A 19,288-nucleotide genomic window follows, 5' to 3' on the forward strand; every position below is an offset into this window, starting at 1 on the left:
GGAGCGGTTGGGGAAGATCTAACCTCCCCGCGCCGGTTTTCTCCCCTCTCCCGCCTTGCGGGAGAGGGGCGGGGGAGAGGGCGAGCGGCTCTGCTTGCCGGCTTGTCGCAATTTGAAATGCTGGCCCTCTCCCCTAACCCCTCTCCCGCTCGCGGGAGAGGGGAACAAACCCATCGATGGGAATCAAGTCGCTCACCGATTCCGGCTCATCATCAACTCCGTATTCGCCTTCCGTTCCGCGTTGACCTTCTGCACGGTCGGGCGCTCGGACATTGCTTTCAGGTATTCCTTCACCGGCAGGCCCGCCAGCAGGTCCTCGCCATAGATGATCTTCGTGCACGACGAGACCAGCGGCAGGTGGCAGATGGCGGCGCAGTCGGCCAGCGTGAAGGTGTCGCCGGCGATGTAAGGCGAGAATTTCGCCAGCTTGCCGAAGGCGGGGATGTACTTGTCCAGCAGCGCGCGCTGGCGCTCCTTCACGCGATCACTGACCTTGCCGCCGAAGAATGCCTCGCCATACAGTTCCCGTGCGGTCAGTTCCAGATACAACTCCAGGAAGGTGACGAGTTCGCGCACCTTGGCGGCCTGATACGGGTCTTTCGGCAGCAGCGGAGACTGGATGTAAGTGGTTTCGATGTACTCGGCAATCGGTTCGGACTCGCACAGCGGGCCGGCATCGGTGATGATGTAGGGCACCTTGCCCAGCGGCGACGCGGCCAGGTCGGTCTCGCCGATCCAGGCCAGCACTTCCTCGAACGGCAGGTTCTTTTCCAGCAACGCCAACTTCACCTTGTTGTAGTAGTTGCTGGCGGCAAAACCGCAGAGCTTCAGCATGTCGTCTCTCTCCGAATGTGTGTGCGAAGGTTTGTCGTATGTCCGGTGTCGCCCCAAGGTCGCACCAGCGTCTTCCGCCCTGCCCCATCTGTCCGATCAGCGCACGCCGCATGCGCGGCCCCACTGTCGCGAAAGGTGCAGAAAACGTACGATCGTGCTAATTTAGCCACAACTTTTTTGGACCAACAATGAGCAATTCCACCATACAGTCGCTCGGCATCGTTGGCACGGGCGCCATGGGCCGGGGCATCGCCCAGATCGCCGCCCAGGCGGGCCTGACGGTCAGCCTGTTCGACGTCAATGCCCAGGCCGTGGCCGCCGCGCGCCAGTACCTGCAGGACACCTTTGCCAAGCTGGCCGACAAGGGCAAGATCAGCGCCGCCGACAGCGAAGCCGCGCTGGCCCGCGTGAAGGCCTGCACCGCGCTGGAAGACCTGGCCGGCTGCGACATGGTGCTGGAAGCCATTGTGGAACGCCTCGACGTCAAGCGCGACCTCGTGGCCAAGCTCGAAGCCATTCTGCGTGAAGACGCCGTGATTGCGTCGAATACCTCGTCGCTGTCGATCACGGCCATCGCCGTGGGATCGAAGAAGCCGGGCCGCGTGGTCGGCTATCACTTCTTCAATCCGGTGCCGCTGATGAAGGTCGTCGAAGTCATCGACGGTCTCTCGGGCGACCCCGCCATCGGCGACCGCCTGATGGAGCTGTCGCGCCGCATGGGTCACACGCCGGTGCGCTGCAAGGACATGCCGGGCTTTATCGTGAACCATGCCGGCCGCGGCATGAACATCGAGGGCCTGAAGGCTGCGCAGGAAGGCGTGGCCGAGTTCGTCGACATCGACAACATCATGCGTGAGCAGGCTGGCTTCCGCATGGGTCCGTTCGAACTGATGGACCTGACCGGGCTGGATGTGTCGCACCCGGTGATGGAATCGATCTACAACCAGTTCTACCAGGAACCGCGCTACCGTCCGTCGCCGATCACGGCGCTGCGTTCGGTGGGGGGCCTGCTGGGCCGCAAGACCGGCGCGGGCTTCTACGCGTACCCGGAAGGCCAGAAGCAGATTCCCGCAACGAAGGCCGTGCCTGACAGCCGTCCGGCCAGCGTCTGGGTGAGCCGCGCCAACGAGCGTGGCCACGCGATGGCGATGAAGCTGCTCGGCGCGCTCGGTGCGAACGTCGAAGGTGGCAACACGCCGTCCGCCGATGCGCTGATCGTCGTCACGCCGCTGGGTCTGGATGCCACCACGGCGGCGCTGCAAGAAGGACTCGACGCCACGCGCGTGGTCGCCATCGACACGCTGCTGCCGTTCGAAGCCACCAAGCGCCGCACGCTGATGACCACGCCGGCCACCAGCGCTGCCGCACGCGACGCCGCGCACGGCCTGTTCGCCAGCGATGGCGTGCCCGTGACCGTGATCCGCGATTCGGCCGGTTTCATCGCCCAGCGCATCATCGGCTGCATCGTGAACATCGCCAGCGACATCGCCCAGCAACGCATTGCCACGCCGACCGATATCGACCTGGCCGTGAATCTCGGCCTCGGTTATCCGAAGGGTCCGCTGGCCCTCGGCGATACGATTGGCGCCGACGTGATTCTGGAAGTGCTGCGCAACATGAATCAAGTGACCGGTGACATGCGTTATCGCCCGAGCCCGTGGCTGTGGCGTCGTGCGGGCCTTGGCCTGTCGCTGCTGACCGAAGAAGCCTGATTTTTGAAGCGGGCGCCCCGATGAGACACGGGGCGCCTTTTTGTTTCCCCCAGACAATGAGGCTGCAATGACTGCCCAGCTGCTGTCCGAACGCGTCGGCACGACGCTCGTGCTGACCATCTCCAACCCGGAAGCCCGCAACGCGCTGCATCCGGACATCTACGCCGCGTCTCGCAAGGCGCTCGACGCAGCCACTACCGATGATTCGATCCGCGCCGTGGTGCTGACTGGCGCCGACGGCGTGTTCTGCGCGGGCGGCAACCTGAACCGCCTGCTCGGCAACCGCTCGCAGCCGCCTTCGGTGCAGGAAGAAAGCATCGGCGTGCTGAACGCGTGGATCGAATCGTTCCATGCCTTTCCGAAGCCGATCATTGCCGCCGTGGAAGGCCCCGCCGCCGGCGCCGGATTCTCCATCGTACTGGCCTGCGACTTCGTCGTGGCGGCCAGCGATGCCAAGTTCGTGATGGCCTACGTCAAGGTGGGCCTGACGCCCGATGGCGGCGGCTCGTACGAGCTCGCACGCATGCTGCCGCGCCAGTTGGCCAGCGAAATGATGATGGAAGGCAAACCGGTGGACCCGGCCCGTCTGGCACACTTCGGCATCGTCAATCGCGTGGTCGCGCCGGGACAGGCACTGACCGAGGCGCTGGCCATCGGCGCGAGCATCGGCCGCGAGTCGCCGAACGCCGTGAGTGGCATCAAGGCACTGATCCATCACGCGGGCACTGCCTCGCTGAGCGAACATCTGCTTGCCGAGCGCGACAGCTTCGTGGCGGCGCTGCATCACAAGGACGGCGGCGAAGGCATCAGCGCCTTCCTCGAGAAGCGCAAGCCCGACTACCGCTAGGCATCCACTGCCCGGTTCCGACAACGATCACAAAACAAAGACATTGCGGAGAGAGACAACGATGAGCACCAACGTTTCGCACTTTGAAGGCACACGCCCCGTGGCGGACCAGCAGCGCTTCGACATGGACGCGCTCGAAGCCTGGATGCACGAGCATGTGGAAGGTTTCGCCGGCCCGCTCACCATCGAGCAGTTCAAGGGCGGCCAGTCGAACCCCACCTTCAAGCTGATCACGCCGGGCCAGACCTATGTGATGCGCGCCAAGCCGGGTCCGAAGTCCAAGCTGCTGCCGTCGGCGCATGCCATCGAGCGCGAGTACCGCGTGATGAAGGCGCTGGCCGGCACGGATGTGCCCGTGGCGCATATGTACGCGCTGTGCGAGGACGAGGATGTGATCGGCCGCGCTTTCTACATCATGGAGTTCGTCAGCGGCCGCGTGTTGTGGGACCAGTCGCTGCCGGACATGACCACCAGCGAGCGCGCCGCCATCTATGACGAGATGAACCGCGTCATCGCCGCACTGCATTCGGTGGACTACAAGGCCATCGGGCTGGCCGACTATGGCAAGCCCGGCAACTATTTCCAGCGCCAGATCGAGCGCTGGAGCAAGCAATACAAGCTGTCCGAGACCGAGTCGATCCCGGCCATGGACCAGTTGATCGCCTGGCTGCCCGAACATATTCCGCAGGAATCCTCCGAGCTGACCAGCATCGTCCACGGCGACTACCGCCTCGACAATCTGATGTTCCACCCCACCGAGCCGAAGGTGCTGGCCGTGCTGGACTGGGAACTGTCGACGCTGGGCCACCCGATGGCCGATTTCGGCTACCACTGCATGAGCTGGCACATCCAGCCGGGCCAGTTCCGCGGCATCGCGGGACTCGACCATGCGGCGCTGGGCATTCCCGACGAGGCGACGTATCGCCGCCTGTACGAGCAGCGCACGGGTCGCCCCATCACCGGCGACTGGAATTTCTACCTCGCCTTCAGCATGTTCCGCATTGCCGGGATTCTGCAAGGGATCATGAAGCGCGTGGTGGACGGCACGGCATCGTCGGCGCAGGCGCTGGACGCCGGCAAACGGGCCCGGCCGATGGCGGAGATGGGGTGGGAGTATGCGAAGAAGGCGGGGGCTTGAGGCTTAGGCATCCCCTCTCCCCAAGGTTTGCTCCCCTCTCCCGCAAAGTGCGAGAGGGGAGCAGACCGGCGGGGGAGCAAAACATACAGTCGTCAGACAACTGATGAACCACCCGAGGCCGTGCTCTTGCCTCCATGTCCCTACATTAGACGCGCGCTCTACGTGTTTTCCCGATAGACCCGGACCGCGCGCCAGCCTACACTTCCCTCCATTCGTTGTACGACAACTGATGATAAGTGTTGACTGGAGACACAGCATGACCTCTTCTCGCCGCCAATTTCTCGGCCAGCTTCCCGGCCTGGCCGCTTTGGGTGCCGTTGGCACGTCTGGCATTCTGGCGCCGGCGTCCGCCTGGGCGCAGGACAAGTGGCCGACCAAGCCGATTCGCCTTGTGGTGCCCTACCCCGCCGGCGGCTCGTCCGACATCATCGCCCGCCTGATCAGCAAGCCGCTGGGCGAAGCGCTGGGCCAGGCCGTCGTGGTCGATAACAAGCCGGGCGCGAACGGCAACATCGGCGCGGCGATCGTGGCGCAATCGGGTACGGACAACCACACGCTGCTGCTCTGCGACGTGGGCGCGCTGGCCATCAGCCCATCGGTCTATACCAAGCTCACGTTCAATCCGGACAAGGACCTGAAGGCTGTGGGCATGCTGGCCTACTCGCCGCACCTGCTGGTTGTGCATCCGTCCGTGCCGGCCAACAACCTCAAGGAACTGGTGGCGCTGTCGCACAAGCAGCCGCTGAACTTCGCCGTGACCGCCATCGGCAGCGCGCCGCACCTGGCCGGCGTGGCCGTGCAGCAAGCAACGCAGGCAGCGTGGCAGTACGTGCCCTACAAGGGCGGTGCACAGGCGATTGCCGACACCGTTGGCGGCACCGCACAAGTGCTAATGAACGGCATGCTCGCCACGCTGCCGCATGTGCAGTCGGGCAAGCTCAAGCTGCTGGCCGTGTCCAAGCGCTCGCGCATGGCGCTCGTCAGCCAGACGCCGACCATCGCCGAAAGCGGCGTGCCGAACTTCGAGTCGGGCACGTGGCAAGGCGTGATGGCGCCATCTGGCATGCCCGACGCGCTGGTGCAACGCATCAACACCGAACTGGTCCGCATCATCCGCACGCCGGAAATCCGCGCCAACCTGGCTGGCCAGGGTGCGGAAGTCGTGACGATGAACCCGGCCGATACCGGCAAGTGGTTCAGCGCCGAAGAAAAGCGCTGGGCGCAGGTAGTGAAAGCCGCCGGAGTAAAACTGGACGCATAACAGGCTGGTTCAGGACGATTCTGGCGGCCTAGCCAGAACCGCTTCGCCCTGAACCATCCTGCCACACCGTCAGCAGAGCCATCGAAAACGGGCGCGAACTTCGCGCCCGTTTTTCTTTAGCGGCGAGCCCTCAATCCCCCAGCGCCACACCCTCGCGGCGCGGATCGGCGCCACCGGCCCAGACCTGCTTGCCGTCGACGGTCTTGCGCATCACGGCCTGCGTGCCGCTGGTCATTTCGATCTCGGCCACCTGATGGCCCTGTTGTTTCAGCGCCTCCACCAGTTGCGGTGTCACCAGGCCCCGCTCCACTTCGGTCGGACCATTGCGGCTGCCGAAGTTGGCCATGCCCACGGCCTGCTGCACGTCCATGTTCCAGTCCAGCAGCCCGACCAGCGTCTTCGACACGTACTCGATGATCTGGGACCCACCCGGCGAGCCGAGCGCCGCCACGAACTTGCCGCTCTGGCGATCGAAGACCAGCGTCGGTGCCATGGAGGAGCGGGGACGCTTGCCAGGTTCCACGCGGTTGGCCACAGGCTTGCCGTTCTCGGTCGGCGTGAACGAGAAATCGGTCATCTCGTTGTTGAGCATGAAGCCGCGCACCATGATGTGGGAGCCGAAGTACGACTCGATCGTGGTCGTCATCGACAGCGCCCCGCCCCGGTTGTCCACGGCCACGATCTGTGACGTGGAGATGCGCGGCGGCGAACGGTCCGGTGCAAACGACACCTTCACGCCCGGCGGCGTCCCCGGCTGGGCCTTGCCCATGCTCTTGTCGCCGATCAAGGCCGCGCGCTCGGCCAGATAGTTCGGGCTGACCATCGCCGCCACGTCGACTGGCACGAAATCGGCATCGGCCACGTAGAGGCCACGGTCGGCATAGGCCAGGCGGTCGGCTTCGGCAATGGCGTGCACGGCCAGCGGGTTCGGCTCCACCTTCGATGGCAGGTTGACGGCCGTGGGCTTCAGGCTGGCCAGGGCATAGCGCGGATCACGTTTCTCCAGCGCCTCCAGCGTGCCGAGGATCTGCGCAATGGCGATACCACCCGACGACGGCGGCGGCATGCCGCAGATCTTCCATTGCCGATAGTCGGTACAGACCGGCACACGCACCTTGGCCTTGTAGCCTTTCAGATCCGCCAGCGAGAGGCTGCCGGGATTGGCGTGGCCGTTGACCTTGGTAACGATCTCGCGCGCAATTGGCCCGTTGTAGAACACGTTCGGACCATGCCGTGCAATATCGCGTAGCGTCTGTGCCAGTTGCGGGTTCTTGACCACCGTCCCCACGGCTTTCGCCTTGCCCTGCCCGTCGAGAAAGTACGCGGTCATCTCGGGCGAGCCGCCCATGAACTTGTCAGCCGCCACCTGCGTGTACAGCCGCTGCGACATCGGGAAGCCGTTCTCGGCCAGCTTGATGGCCGGCTGGAACAGCCGTGCCCACGGCAGGCGGCCATGATCGCGATGCGCCATTTCCAGCGCGCGCAGCACGCCGGGCACACCCACCGAGCGACCGCCGATCTGCCCTTCCGAAAACTCCATCGGCTTGCCGTCAGCGCGCATGAACAGGTTCTCGGTGGCGCCAGCCGGTGCGGTTTCGCGGCCATCGTAAGCCTGCACGCGCTTGCCGTCCCAATACATGATGAAGGCGCCGCCGCCGATGCCCGTGGCCTGTGGCTCCACCAGCGTCAGCACGGCCTGCATTGCCACGGCGGCGTCGATGGCCGAGCCACCCGCGCGCAGGATCTCGCGCCCGGCTTCGGTCGCCAGCGGGTTCGCAGCGGCAGCCATGTGTTTCTGGGCGAAGGTGGTGGTCATGCCGGGCCGGTAGCCCGACGAGACCTCGGGGGCCGGCGGCATGGCGGCCGGGGCAGGCTGTGCGGTGGCAGCTGGCGGTGCGGCAGGCGGTGCCGCCTTCTCCGCCGTGGTACCGCACGCCGCCAGCAACGTGGCCAGCGCCGCAGCCAGTGCGCCGCGCCAGCGCAGGGAATCGGAAGGGGTGGATCGAGTCACCCGGGATGCCTGGGAAGGCGATGTTGCCGCTGCGTCCGTCATGCCGTCACTCCTTGGGGGAAGGTTCGGCGATTGTAGCGGCGATCCGGGCCCCAGGGAGGGGCGAAAATTCTCAAAACTGCACTTGGCGATGTGCTCAGGCTGGGCTCCGGTGGACTTCCGAGGAAAGTTGCGCCGGTGCAAACCCCGCGCAGCCTCCTGCCTCGTTACAGCCTCCAGAACCGGCACGCATGCCGACAAGGAGGCCACACCATGCAACCCCAGATCACCCGCGCCGCTGCACGCATCCTGCTGCCGGCAACGCTCACGTTGCTCGCGGCCATGACGGCGGCCCTGACCGGCTGCGGCGGATCGGCCCGGCTTGGCGAGCCCGCGAATGTGCCAGCTTCCGCACCCTTGACACCGCCGCCGCCCCCCGCGCCCACGCCGCCGTACATCCTGCAGCCGCCCATATCGGAGCAGTCGGACAGCCGTGCACCGATGGCGGAATCTGCAATGCGCCACCCTGCCGCACCGATGGCCGCGATGAAAAGGATGCCGTCGCCATCCTTCGCCCCGATGCCGGCGCCGCAGGATCGCGAGCGCTACGGCGGCATCGCCGAGAACGGCATCCAGCTCGTGGCGAGCCAGCCGGTCTCCACGTTCAGCATCGACGTCGATACGGGCAGCTACAGCAACGTCCGCCGCATGCTTAACGCGGGGCGCCTGCCACCCGCCGATGCGGTGCGCGTCGAGGAACTGGTCAACTACTTCCCCTACGACTACGCGCCACCCTCCGACGGTCGCCCGTTTGCAGTGCATACCGCGCTGGCCCCGTCGCCCTGGCAGCCGGGCAACGTGCTGCTGCGTATCGGCATCAAGGGGCAGGACATGGCGCGGGCGAGCATGCCCTCGGCCAACCTCGTGTTCCTGGTCGATGTCTCCGGTTCGATGGATACACCGGACAAGCTGCCGCTGCTCAAGGCATCGCTGAAGCTGCTGGTAGGCGCGCTGCGGCCGCAGGACCGGATCACGCTGGTGACCTACGCGGGTCGCACGCAGATTGCATTGCCGCCGACCTCGGGATCGGAGAAAGCCGCGATCGTCTCCGCCATCGATCAGTTGCAGGCAGGCGGCAGCACCGCAGGCGCAAGCGGCATCGCGCTGGCCTATCAGGCAGCGCAGCAGAGCTTTGTCACCGGAGGCATCAATCGCATCCTGCTGGCGACCGATGGCGATTTCAATGTGGGCGTGACCGACTTCCGCCAGTTGAAGAGCATGGTCGAGGAGAAGCGCAAGTCCGGTGTCTCGCTGTCGACGCTCGGCTTCGGTGCGGGCAACTACAACGACCAGATGATGGAGCAGTTGGCCGATGCGGGCGACGGGGCGTACTCATACATCGACAACCTCATGGAAGGCAACAAGGTGCTGGTGGGCGAAATGCAATCCACGCTGGCGACCATCGCACGCGACGTGAAGATCCAGATCGAGTTCAACCCGTCGACGGTGCGCGAATATCGCCTGCTCGGCTACGAGAACCGCCTGCTGGCGCGCGAGGATTTTCACAACGACAAGGTCGATGCCGGCGACGTTGGCGCGGGACACACGGTCACCGCGCTCTACGAACTGACGCTGGCCGATGGCACGGGTCTGATCGATCCATTGCGCTACCAATCAACCACGCCCGCTACGGACGCACGCAACAACGAACTGGCCCATGTGAAGCTGCGTTTCAAGCGCACCGATGTTTCGCGCAGCGAACTGACCGATCTCACGGTCACGCGCCAGGCTATCCAGCCGCTGGCGCGCGCCGATGCCGACTTCCGATTCGCCGTGGCCGTCAGCGGTTTCGGGCAGGTGCTGCGCGGCGGCAAGTTCACCGGCAACTGGACGCTCGACGATGCCCGCGTACTCGCGGCCAGCGCGAGCGGCGCGGATCGTTTTGGCTATCGAGGCGAGTTCCTCAAGCTTGTATCGCTAGCGCAGTCGCTTTCCACGGCAGCGGTGCCGCAGCGACCCACGCAGCACTGATTGCGGAGACCGCCACGGCTTGCGCCTATACTCGTCGACATGACCGTTACTCCCTCTGCCGCCTCCGCAGGTATCGCCGCAGATATCACTGCGTTGCCCGATGCCGACCTGATGCTCCTGGTAGCCAGCGGCGTCATCGAAGCGCCCATCGCCGAGCTGTTCCGTCGCCATAACCCCGGCCTCTACAACTATGTGGCGTGGTTGTGCAGGGGCGATACGGGCGAGGCCGAGGACATCGCGCAGCGCACGTGGATACAGCTCATGACGCGCTGTGGCGATTACCTGCCCACCGCCGCGTTCCGCACGTTCCTGTTCCAGATCGCGCGCAATGCGTGGATGGATCAGGTACGCAGCGCGCATGCGCGGCTGCGCGAATCGCTCGACGATCACGAGGCCGCCATGCCGGCCGATGACCTCACGCCGGAGGCCGAAGCGCAACTGCGCCAGAACATGGCCGCCGTGCACGACGCGCTGTTGCAGTTGCCGGTGACGCAGCGCGAGGTGGTGGTGCTGCGCTATTTCAGCGATATGAGTGTCGAAGACATCGCCGCGATGCTGGGCGAGAAGTTCGAGACCGTCAAAAGCCGGCTGCGCTATGCGTTCATGCGCCTGCGGGTTGTGCTGGCGGAAGTCTCGCCAGGAGATGCGGGCCGGGAGTTGCGTCCATGACCGATACGCGCCCCCGTCGTGACGCTGCCAACCACGACGCCGTGGACAACTTCATCGATGGTGAAGATCGTCTCTCCGCACTGCTGCGCGACCTGCCGCCGTTCGAAGCTCCGGCGACACTGGCCGTGTCAGTCGCCACAGCGGCACGCGCCGTGCAGGCCCGCATGGCTGCCGAAGCCGAGACCAGCGTGGCACGCGTGACCGCACCGCCGCCCACGTTCACAGCGCCGCCGACGCTCTCCGGCAGCGTGCTGCGCGAGGCCGCACGTCTCCAGCAAGCGCAGACAACACGGCGCAATGCGATGTTCGACCAGATCGATGCCGGCCAGTCTGCACAGGACGTGCTGGGCGCACCCATCAGCGATGCGGGACACGCATGGTTGCGTGAACAGGCTGCGCAACATCGCGACGCGGCGTCGTCGGCAGCCCCTACCCCGCTGCCGAGAAAGCCAAAGCTATCGCGCTGGTGGAAATCGCTCGGCATCGCGGCGAGCGCATTCGCGGTAGCGGGACTCGCCACGCAGATCGTGCTGCGGCAACTCGATGACGGTACGCCGATGACGGCCTCGCTGTCATCGAACGTCATGTTGTCCGATGCACCGCCGCCGATGGCGCCTGCATCGCCAGAACCGGCGGCGGAAATGGCAGCCAGGACCAACGCGACGGACGATGCGTCTTCGGTGCGATCAAAGTCGACCGAGGCGGCTAAAGCGACTGAGTCGAGAGTGGCAACCAGGCCCGCCCAGCCGGTAGCGCGAAAGTCCGCACCGATGGCCACGCCACCATCGGACAGCGCCAACGCTGCGCACGAGTCTGCACGGGAACCGGCCGCGGCGGCAGCGGCGGCAGCACCCGCCGCGCCGCCCATCGCCTTCGCGGAACGGGCACCGTCAGAACCCGCACCGCCTCCGGCGCCTGCGCCCGCGTTCGTACAATCGGCGCCGCCCCCACCCGCCGCGTTGCGCGCACGACGCGCGCCGCAAGCCGCGCTCAATGCTGCGGCACCGGAGGATTCGGCAACGGCGGATTCCGCAGCATCGATTCCATCGGCCATCGCCACTAAATCGGCAACCGTCACCATCGAAGACGATCCCGCATCGGTGGCACTGCAATGGCGTCCGGGCAAGGCGCTGCGCATCTGGAGCGCGGAGCCCGATAACGCCGCCGTGCATGACTGGGTGGCACGTCTGTGGGCGGCGATGCCTGCGGAAGCGCGCCCCGCCGCACCATATGGCATCGAGCGCGATGAAACGCTGGGGCGCGGACAGTTGCGCATTGCGCAGCCGCCATCGTCGTCGCCATGAAAAAACGGGAGGCCGAAGCCTCCCGTTTTTTCATGTGCGACCCAACCGCTTACAGCGTAGTGAACGACCAGTTCAGGTTCACGCCCTGCCCGTTCAGCGTGCCGCCGACGGTGACGTTGTAGCGCGTCTTGCTCGCCAGCGGCGTGCGCGGCGTGCAGATCGCCAGCCCGCGCGCGGCACTCGACATGCCCGACGTGCGCGCATCCACTTTCTCGCAAGGCACGTTGTTGCCCGAGGCCTCGGTAATCGAGAACGTATCCGCGTTGAACGTCAGCGAGGTATTCACGGATTGCACCGTGACCGGATAGCCCATGGTCTGACCCGCATACGATGGCGCCGGATTCGGGCTTTCGTTATTGACCCAGCTCGTCGGCACATCGGCCTGACCATTCCACGGATACGCCACCATCTGGTTGTCCGCGCCACCCACGCTGCGGTCGGCCAGGTCGATGGTCTGGTAGTAGTTCGCAGTCGTGCCGCCGCTGCTGCCAGCGCCGACGCTTTCAGCGAAACCACTGCCAGCCGATCCGTAGCTGCCGAGCAGTGCAGCGCGATGGAACGGCGCGTTGATCAGATCCACTACGAGCGCGTCCTTCGGGCTCATCGACAGGTTTGCGTTCGCTGCCGAAGTCCAGCGATTGGCGCCTGCCACCACTTCCGCGGTGGCGTTGCTCGCATACGCAGCCTGGATACGGTCGTTCGGCGCGGCGCCGGTGTAGCCGGTCTTGCCCGACTGCTCGTCGTGCGTCAGCGTCTGGTTGGCGAGCATGTAGGCCGTGTGGTTCTGCGCCACGGTGTTGAGCGCATCGCGCGCCGTCAGCGGCGCCAGACCCACCTGCTCGCGCCGGTAGTTGGCATAGCAGAGACCCGCCGCACGCGGTTCGTCGAGCACGCGATAGCCCGAGGCACCGGTGCCGCGTGCAGGCAGCAGGCTCACGGCGCCAGTCACTGGCGTGCCGGCTGTGCCGGTGACCGTGTAGCACGCGCGGTCCGCGCCCGCAGGCAACGACGTCGAAGGCGTGGTGCCAGCTTGCGTGCCGGCCTGCTGCGCGTTCGATGCATTGCCCGCGCTGGGCGTGGCCGAGCTGGCGGAAGATCCGCCGTCACCGCCGCCGCAAGCGGCCAGTGTCAGCGCTGCGAGCGCGGCAGTGGCGCTGGCAAGCGTGGATCGACGAGTGAATGCGTGGTGCAAGTGTTTCCCTGGCATGTGAAGCGGCTCGATATACAGGAATGGGGAGAACTGCCCGCATGCCCGATGTATGAACCGGGAAAACGCCAGGGCGCTGCAGCGCCGTGATGTGATGCGTACTGGAGCAGATGAACGGGGACGATGGTAGGGATGCCCATCATCACCGTCCAGCATCCGAACATTTTCTTACGGTGTGATCCGAGCGCGCCGCACGTGTGAGGGAATCAGGTTGGCGAGGGGCTCGCCACATCGGCCATACCCGACCCGAGCGACGCCATCACCGCCATCAACTGCTCGCGCAGCCAGCGGTTCGCGCCATCGTTCTCGCCACCCGCGTGCCAGTACAAATGCAACTCGAGCGATGGCACCTTGAAAGGCAGCGACAGCAGACGGTTGGCATAGGGTTCGTTGGCGATGCGTGCATAGCGCAGTGGCAGCGTGGCCAGCAAATCCGTGCAACTGACCACGCGGCACGCCGCCGCATAGTGCTGGCAGCGCAGCCGCACGCGTCGCGTCAGACCCATGCGATGCAATGCCTGGTCCTCCAGCCCGGCACCGCGCCGCCGCGACGATACGTGTACGTGTTCCGCCGCGAGATATCGTTCCAGCGTCAGTTCCTTTTTCACCAGCGGATGATCGCGCCGCGCCAGCACCACCATCGGATCAGACATGAATGCCGCGTGATGGATGGCCGGCGATACCGGCAGCAGGATATCGAGCGCGGCATCGAGCGTGCCGGCCAGCAGTTCGGATTCCATCTCGCGCCGGTCGAAGCGGATCGCGGCAATCTCCACGTGCGGCGCGATGGCCGTCACGCGCGCCATCAGCGGTGGCAACAGCGTGGACTCCAAGGCATCGCGCATGCCGATGGTGAAACGCCGCGTGGTGTTGGCAGGATCGAAGTGCGGCGTATCCTGCAGCGTGCGCGCAAACGATTGCAGCGCGCCGCGAATCTCGGCGGCCAGCGAACGCGCCAGCGGCGTGGGCGCCATGCCCTGCCCGCGTCGCTCGAACAGCGGATCGTCGAACAACGTGCGCAGCCGCCCAAGCGCGTGGCTCACGGCTGGCTGCGTCAGGTTCAACTGCCGCGCGGCGGCGGTGATGCTGCCCTCGCTATGGATGGCGTCGAACACCACGAAAAGGTTGAGATCGATCCGGCTGAGCTGCATGGCACCTTCCTGCGAGATGGCTTTGGCGCATTCTGGCACGGGATGCATCAAATTGATACTGACCAATCCAGAAAATTCATTTTTCTAATTTCACAGCTTGGATTAGAGTAGCCACAGTCGGCACGGCGCGCCCGTCACAAGCGTCATTACGTCACACCCCCAGTCACCAACCCAGCCGAATCCGGCAAGGGTTACCGAGGAGACCCCATGCAATTCGAGTACTCGCCGAAGGTCAAGGAGATGCAGGCCAGGCTGCTGGCGTTCTTTGACCAGCACATCTACCCGAACGAAAAGCGCTTCTATGCCGAAGTGCAGGCCAACCGCGAGGCCGGCAATGCGTGGATTCCGACCAAGGTGGTGGAAGAACTGAAGCCGCTGGCACGCGAAGCCGGTCTCTGGAACCTGTTCCTGCCGCGCTCCAAGCGTGCACCGGAAGGGCTCTCCAACCTCGAATACGCGCCGATGTGCGAGATCATGGGCCGGGTGCCCTGGTCCGCCGAAGTGTTCAACTGCGCCGCGCCGGACACCGGCAACATGGAAACGCTGGAGCGCTACGCTTCGGAAGCCCTCAAGGACCAATGGCTGGAACCACTGCTGCGCGGCGAGATCCGCTCGGCCTTCCTGATGACCGAGCCGGCCGTGGCCTCGTCCGATGCCACCAACATCGAATGCCGCATCGAGCGTGACGGTGACCACTATGTGATCAACGGTACCAAGTGGTGGTCGTCGGGTGCAGGCGATCCGCGCTGCAAGGTCTACATCGTGATGGGCAAGACCGATCCCGAGGCAGGCCGCCACGAACAGCAATCGATGATCGTGGTGCCGGCCGACACGCCGGGCATCACCATCAAGCGCTTCCTGCCCGTGTTCGGCTACGACGACGCACCGCACGGCCACATGGAAATCGAACTCAAGAACGTGCGCGTGCCGGTGGGCAACATCCTGCTGGGTGAAGGTCGCGGCTTCGAGATCGCACAAGGTCGCCTCGGGCCGGGCCGCATTCACCACTGCATGCGCAGCGTTGGCGTGGCCGAGCGTGCGCTGGAACTGATGTGCAAGCGCAGCCTGGAGCGCGTAGCGTTCGGCAAGCAGATCGCCCGTCATGGCGTGACGCAGGAACGCATCGCCGAAGCCCGGTGCGATATCGAAATGGCACGACTGCTGACGCTGAAAGCCGCGTACATGATGGATACCGTCGGCAACAAGGTGGCCAAGGCCGAGATCGCGATGATCAAGGTGGTGGCACCGAACGTGGCGCTGCGCGTCATCGACTGGGCCATTCAGGTGTACGGCGCGGCTGGCGTGTCGAACGACTTCCCGCTGGCAAACTGGTGGGCGCACCAGCGCACGCTGCGCCTGGCCGATGGTCCTGACGAAGTGCACCGCAACGCCATCGCCAAGCTCGAACTGGCCAAGCACATGAACCTGAATCCGGACAGCATCCAGATGCCGGTGACGCGCGGTTCGTGATGGCTTCTTGATGTAGCGATACGCGCAAGTCAAAGGCCCGACGGCACTTCCCGTCTGGCTTTTTTCATTGTGGCGTCGGCCTTGCCGCACGCGGCCTGCAGGGATCATGCACCGCCAGCAAGGTTATTCCTTCTGTGCTTAAATGCCTCGGCCCAAACCCCAACCATCCACGGAGCGCGTTGCAAATGATCGACGTCTATTCCTGGGCCACGCCCAACGGTCACAAGGTTCACATCATGCTCGAGGAATGTGGTCTCGAGTACCGGGTGCATCCGATCAACATCGGCGCCGGCGACCAGTTCGGCGAGGACTTCCTTCGCATCAGCCCGAACAACAAGATTCCTGCCATTGTCGATAGCGACGGCCCCGACGGCGAGCCGATCTCCCTGTTCGAATCCGGCGCGATCCTGCTATACCTCGCCAGCAAGACCGGAAAGTTCCTGCCCGAAGATGTGCGCGGCAAATATGACGCGCTGCAGTGGCTGATGTTCCAGATGGGCGGTGTGGGTCCGATGCTGGGCCAGGCGCATCATTTCCGCATCTACGCGCCCGAAAAAATCGAGTACGCCGTGAATCGCTACACCAACGAGGCGAAGCGTCTCTATGGCGTGATCGACAAGCAGTTGTCCAATCATGCATGGCTGGCCGGCGACAGCTATTCGATCGCGGACATCGCAACGTTCCCATGGCTGCGCAGCTGGCAGAACCAGGGCGTGGAACTCTCCGACTATCCGCATCTGAAGCGCTGGTTCGACGAGATCGCGGCCCGCCCTGCCGTGCAACGTGGCGTCGAGGTACTGGCGAAAGAGCGCAAGCCGCTGCACACCGACCGCGAACGGGAAATCCTGTTTGGTGCCACGCAGTACCAGCGACGCTGACCGCGAGGCCGGAACCGTCAGGCAACGGCGTGCATCAACTGCGGAGCGGACATCGGCCGGACTTGCCTGGCGCGCGCGCGCGCGGGGCTGGCCGCCGATCCGCGATGGCAGCACAGCAGGCCGGTTCCGGGCAGCAGCGCGTCGATGCAATACTCCTCGCCGGGAGCCGGGGCAAAGCTCATGCCGGCCTGCAGCAGGATCGTGGCCAGTCCATCGGGCATGGTCGGGTCGCGCCATTGCAGGCTCAGCGCGCCGTGATGGCAGGCCGCCCAGCACAGCCCGACCGCGTCGAAGTGCTGTGCCCAGTTCGGTTCGCCAGGCTCGATAGCCAGGAACTCGCCACGTCCGGACACGTCTTCTTCGGCGATGCGGCGTTTCAACGCAATGGTCCTGCCGATCACGCTATCGACCACGGTATGGAGCACCAACGACCGCCCCGGTTCCGGCACGAAGACATCGCCGCTGGTCAGGACGGCCAGTTCAAGGCCACCGTCGAGCACGCGGACACCGCCCTGCATGCAGGCGAGCCACTGCGGACGCTCCAGTTGCGGAATCCGATAGCGCGTGGACCCTTGTACCGGCACCGTTTCGGAGACGTGACCAAGCCCGGCCGTTGCCGGAATGACACATATCCGCCGGGATAGGTTTGTTGTAATTGGTGTGATTTCGCACGGCAAGGCACTGCGCGTACGGAGGGTCGAAGACGTGAAAACCTGCATGGCATTCCCTCGAAACGGAGCATGGGACGCAGAAGGTCCCGGAATGCGCAATGGAAGGCGTGATGCGGCTCTCCGCCCGACATCCACTACGCGACTGCCCCGTTTCAGTACGACGTGAGACATCGTACCGGCCATCTCTGGTGCCGCACCCATGGCGGGCGCATCCCTTAATATGCGGATCTGGCACCGATAGAACGACGAACTATAAGTTGTCGTTGCCTATAGGTCAAACCCTTAGGCTCGTCCAACTTAGAGACTTAATATCCACACAGCAGCACTATGACAGCAGACCCACTCAAGCTGTTTGGCCGACATCTGACCTGGCTGCGCAAGCAGCGCGGCTGGTCGCAGGAGGCGCTGTCGCTGGAAAGCGGCCTTGCCCGATCCTACCTCAGCGGCATCGAGCGCGGCACGCGCAATGTTGCGCTATATAACATCTGTACCCTGGCAGACACGCTCGGCGTTGCGCCCAACGATATGCTTGACTTTATCAAGCATCGTGAGGAAAGCGCAACAGAGCCGCCGCGCTCGCCGTTCGACGCGGAGCAGTCTCCCTCGGTACAGGCCACGCTGCGCTACATGTCCGAGCTCAACGACGTGGATCGCGACGTCGTGGCTGGCGTGGCGCGTGCGCTGGCACGCCGCCACGTTCGATAGACTGCCCGGGCGGGTCCGGGCAAGCCTCAGACGCCGAGTTGCTCAGACGTCGAGCATGCCCTGCCGCTCGATGAAGGCGATGATCTCGTCGAGGCCCTGACCCGACTTGACACTGCCCATCACGAACGGACGCTCGCCGCGCATCTTGCGCGTATCGCTCTCCATGATCTCCAGGTTCGCGCCGACGTACGGCGCGAGGTCGGTCTTGTTGACCACCAGCAGATCAGATTTCGTGATGCCCGGCCCGCCCTTGCGCGGGATCTTCTCGCCGCCGGCTACATCAATCACGTAGATCGTCAGGTCCGACAGTTCCGGACTGAACGTGGCGGCAAGGTTGTCACCGCCGGATTCGATAAAGACCACATCGGCATCCGGGAACTTCGCCAGCATGCGATCCACCGCTTCCAGGTTGATCGACGCATCCTCGCGAATCGCCGTATGCGGGCAACCGCCCGTCTCCACACCCATGATCCGCTCGGCCGGCAACGCGCCAGAGACCGTCAGCAGGCGCTGGTCTTCCTTCGTATAGATATCGTTGGTGATTGCCACCAGGTCATAGCGCTCGCGCATGGCCTTGCAGAGCATCTCCAACAGGGTGGTCTTACCGGAGCCCACCGGGCCGCCCACGCCAACGCGCAGCGGAGGATTCTTCTTGGTTCGGGTCATGATGAGAGTCGAGTGATCAGGATCGGAACAGCCGGGAGTACTGCGTCTCGTGTCTGGCGGACAGCAGGCCCAGCATCGGGGAAAACGTAGAGAGTTGCGGCGGCTGTGCGTCGGTGCGGCGCTGCGCTTCGTCAACGGCATCGAGCACCGCAGCATGCAGCCCGCGCAGCATGCGCTGCCCGGCCACCTGCCCCAGCGGCACGGCCTTGATTGCCGCAGCCACCTGGTTCTCGGCCCAGTTGAAGGCATAGGCCCCCAGGCCATCGCGCTCGTCAATGGCAAGTGCCACGCAGGCAGCGGTGAAGGCGGTAGGCAGGCATAGCGGCGACATCGAATTCAATGCCTCGCGCATGGGTGCATCGCCCCACTCCATCTGCGCAACAAGCTTCGCCAGCGACCAGCCCATCTGCTCGGTCTCCAACCGCAACTCGGACGTCTCGCGCGAGGCATGGAACCAGTCGTTCCACCTGGCCACGGAGGCGTAGTCATTGCTCGCCCATGCGCGATGCAGCAGCAGCCAGATGGGCGCTTCACATTGCGCTTGCACGTGGGTGAGGTTGTCGTGAATCCAGTTCGCAGCGCTGTCGGCGTCTTTTACCAACCCGCAATCGATGGCCGCCTCCAGGCCTTGGGAATAGCTGAAGCCGCCGATGGGGAGGGCTGGGGAGGCGAGGTGGAGGAGGGAGATGAGTTGGCTTAATGCAGTCATGGTGTACTGGTCAAGTTTTTTCAGACACCTCGATAGGTTGTTGAT

General features: G+C 64.7%; 17 protein-coding genes. 10 read left to right on the forward strand and 7 right to left on the reverse strand.

Annotated elements, in window-relative coordinates:
• Positions 1–192: 192 nt before the first annotated feature.
• Positions 193–834, reverse strand: a complete 642-nt coding sequence (locus ABDB81_RS27050; protein ID WP_137923063.1) for a glutathione S-transferase — start codon at positions 832–834, stop codon at positions 193–195.
• 188 nt (positions 835–1,022) lie between these two features.
• On the opposite strand from ABDB81_RS27050, the gene ABDB81_RS27055 reads away from it, so the two are divergent.
• The 4 genes from ABDB81_RS27055 (at position 1,023) to ABDB81_RS27070 (ending at position 5,792) form a co-directional block, all read left to right on the forward strand.
• Positions 1,023–2,546 (forward strand): 3-hydroxyacyl-CoA dehydrogenase, encoded by a 1,524-nt coding sequence (locus tag ABDB81_RS27055; RefSeq protein WP_346814069.1) that lies wholly within the window; start codon positions 1,023–1,025, stop codon positions 2,544–2,546.
• Between the two features lie 67 nt (positions 2,547–2,613).
• Positions 2,614–3,393 (forward strand): enoyl-CoA hydratase, encoded by a 780-nt coding sequence (locus tag ABDB81_RS27060; protein WP_346814070.1) that lies wholly within the window; start codon positions 2,614–2,616, stop codon positions 3,391–3,393.
• A 61-nt stretch (positions 3,394–3,454) separates the two neighbouring features.
• Positions 3,455–4,531 (forward strand): phosphotransferase, encoded by a 1,077-nt coding sequence (locus ABDB81_RS27065; protein WP_346814071.1) that lies wholly within the window; start codon positions 3,455–3,457, stop codon positions 4,529–4,531.
• Positions 4,532–4,787: 256 nt separating this feature from the next.
• Positions 4,788–5,792, forward strand: coding sequence for a tripartite tricarboxylate transporter substrate binding protein (locus ABDB81_RS27070; protein WP_137923059.1), 1,005 nt, complete (start codon positions 4,788–4,790; stop codon positions 5,790–5,792).
• Positions 5,793–5,922: 130 nt separating this feature from the next.
• Here ABDB81_RS27070 and ggt read toward each other — a convergent pair whose 3' ends face one another.
• Positions 5,923–7,803 carry a gamma-glutamyltransferase gene (gene ggt / locus ABDB81_RS27075; protein WP_346814072.1) on the reverse strand — a complete coding sequence of 627 codons (1,881 nt, stop codon included), beginning with the start codon at positions 7,801–7,803 and terminating at the stop codon, positions 5,923–5,925.
• Between the two features lie 252 nt (positions 7,804–8,055).
• On the opposite strand from ggt, the gene ABDB81_RS27080 reads away from it, so the two are divergent.
• Genes ABDB81_RS27080 through ABDB81_RS27090 form a run of 3 tightly spaced genes read left to right on the forward strand, consistent with a single transcriptional unit; the run spans position 8,056 to position 11,786 of the window.
• Positions 8,056–9,813, forward strand: a complete 1,758-nt coding sequence (locus tag ABDB81_RS27080) for a VWA domain-containing protein (RefSeq protein ID WP_346814073.1) — start codon at positions 8,056–8,058, stop codon at positions 9,811–9,813.
• Between the two features lie 39 nt (positions 9,814–9,852).
• The gene (locus ABDB81_RS27085) at positions 9,853–10,482 is read left to right on the forward strand and encodes a sigma-70 family RNA polymerase sigma factor (RefSeq protein ID WP_137923056.1); all 630 of its coding nucleotides are present in this window, start codon (positions 9,853–9,855) and stop codon (positions 10,480–10,482) included.
• Entirely contained in the window at positions 10,479–11,786 is a 1,308-nt protein-coding gene (locus ABDB81_RS27090) for a hypothetical protein (protein ID WP_346814074.1), read from the forward strand. Before ABDB81_RS27085 ends, ABDB81_RS27090 begins: the two co-directional genes overlap by 4 nt.
• Before the next feature lie 49 nt (positions 11,787–11,835).
• Here ABDB81_RS27090 and ABDB81_RS27095 read toward each other — a convergent pair whose 3' ends face one another.
• Positions 11,836–12,993: a CAP domain-containing protein gene (locus ABDB81_RS27095; RefSeq protein ID WP_346814075.1), complete on the reverse strand. Its 1,158-nt coding sequence runs from the start codon at positions 12,991–12,993 to the stop codon at positions 11,836–11,838.
• Between the two features lie 206 nt (positions 12,994–13,199).
• Positions 13,200–14,144, reverse strand: a complete 945-nt coding sequence (locus ABDB81_RS27100; RefSeq protein ID WP_137923053.1) for a LysR family transcriptional regulator — start codon at positions 14,142–14,144, stop codon at positions 13,200–13,202.
• 207 nt (positions 14,145–14,351) lie between these two features.
• Here ABDB81_RS27100 and ABDB81_RS27105 point away from each other — a divergent pair, with 207 nt between their 5' ends.
• Complete coding sequence (locus tag ABDB81_RS27105) at positions 14,352–15,614, forward strand: acyl-CoA dehydrogenase family protein (RefSeq protein WP_137923052.1); 1,263 nt, start codon at positions 14,352–14,354, stop codon at positions 15,612–15,614.
• A gap of 185 nt (positions 15,615–15,799) precedes the next feature.
• Positions 15,800–16,492 (forward strand): glutathione binding-like protein, encoded by a 693-nt coding sequence (locus ABDB81_RS27110; protein WP_160471791.1) that lies wholly within the window; start codon positions 15,800–15,802, stop codon positions 16,490–16,492.
• A 17-nt stretch (positions 16,493–16,509) separates the two neighbouring features.
• Here ABDB81_RS27110 and ABDB81_RS27115 read toward each other — a convergent pair whose 3' ends face one another.
• On the reverse strand, positions 16,510–17,076 hold the full coding sequence (locus ABDB81_RS27115; RefSeq protein WP_137923050.1) for a hypothetical protein: 567 nt from the start codon (positions 17,074–17,076) through the stop codon (positions 16,510–16,512).
• A gap of 414 nt (positions 17,077–17,490) precedes the next feature.
• On the opposite strand from ABDB81_RS27115, the gene ABDB81_RS27120 reads away from it, so the two are divergent.
• Entirely contained in the window at positions 17,491–17,868 is a 378-nt protein-coding gene (locus ABDB81_RS27120) for a helix-turn-helix transcriptional regulator (protein WP_137923049.1), read from the forward strand.
• 42 nt (positions 17,869–17,910) lie between these two features.
• Here ABDB81_RS27120 and ureG read toward each other — a convergent pair whose 3' ends face one another.
• Both ureG and ABDB81_RS27130 read right to left on the reverse strand, forming a co-directional pair.
• Positions 17,911–18,534, reverse strand: coding sequence for an urease accessory protein UreG (gene ureG, locus ABDB81_RS27125; protein ID WP_160471790.1), 624 nt, complete (start codon positions 18,532–18,534; stop codon positions 17,911–17,913).
• Between the two features lie 16 nt (positions 18,535–18,550).
• The gene (locus ABDB81_RS27130; protein WP_346814076.1) at positions 18,551–19,243 is read right to left on the reverse strand and encodes an urease accessory protein UreF; all 693 of its coding nucleotides are present in this window, start codon (positions 19,241–19,243) and stop codon (positions 18,551–18,553) included.
• Positions 19,244–19,288: the final 45 nt, after the last annotated feature.

Origin of the sequence: Cupriavidus sp. DL-D2, from assembly GCF_039710735.1 — a bacterium.
Lineage (GTDB): Bacteria > Pseudomonadota > Gammaproteobacteria > Burkholderiales > Burkholderiaceae > Cupriavidus.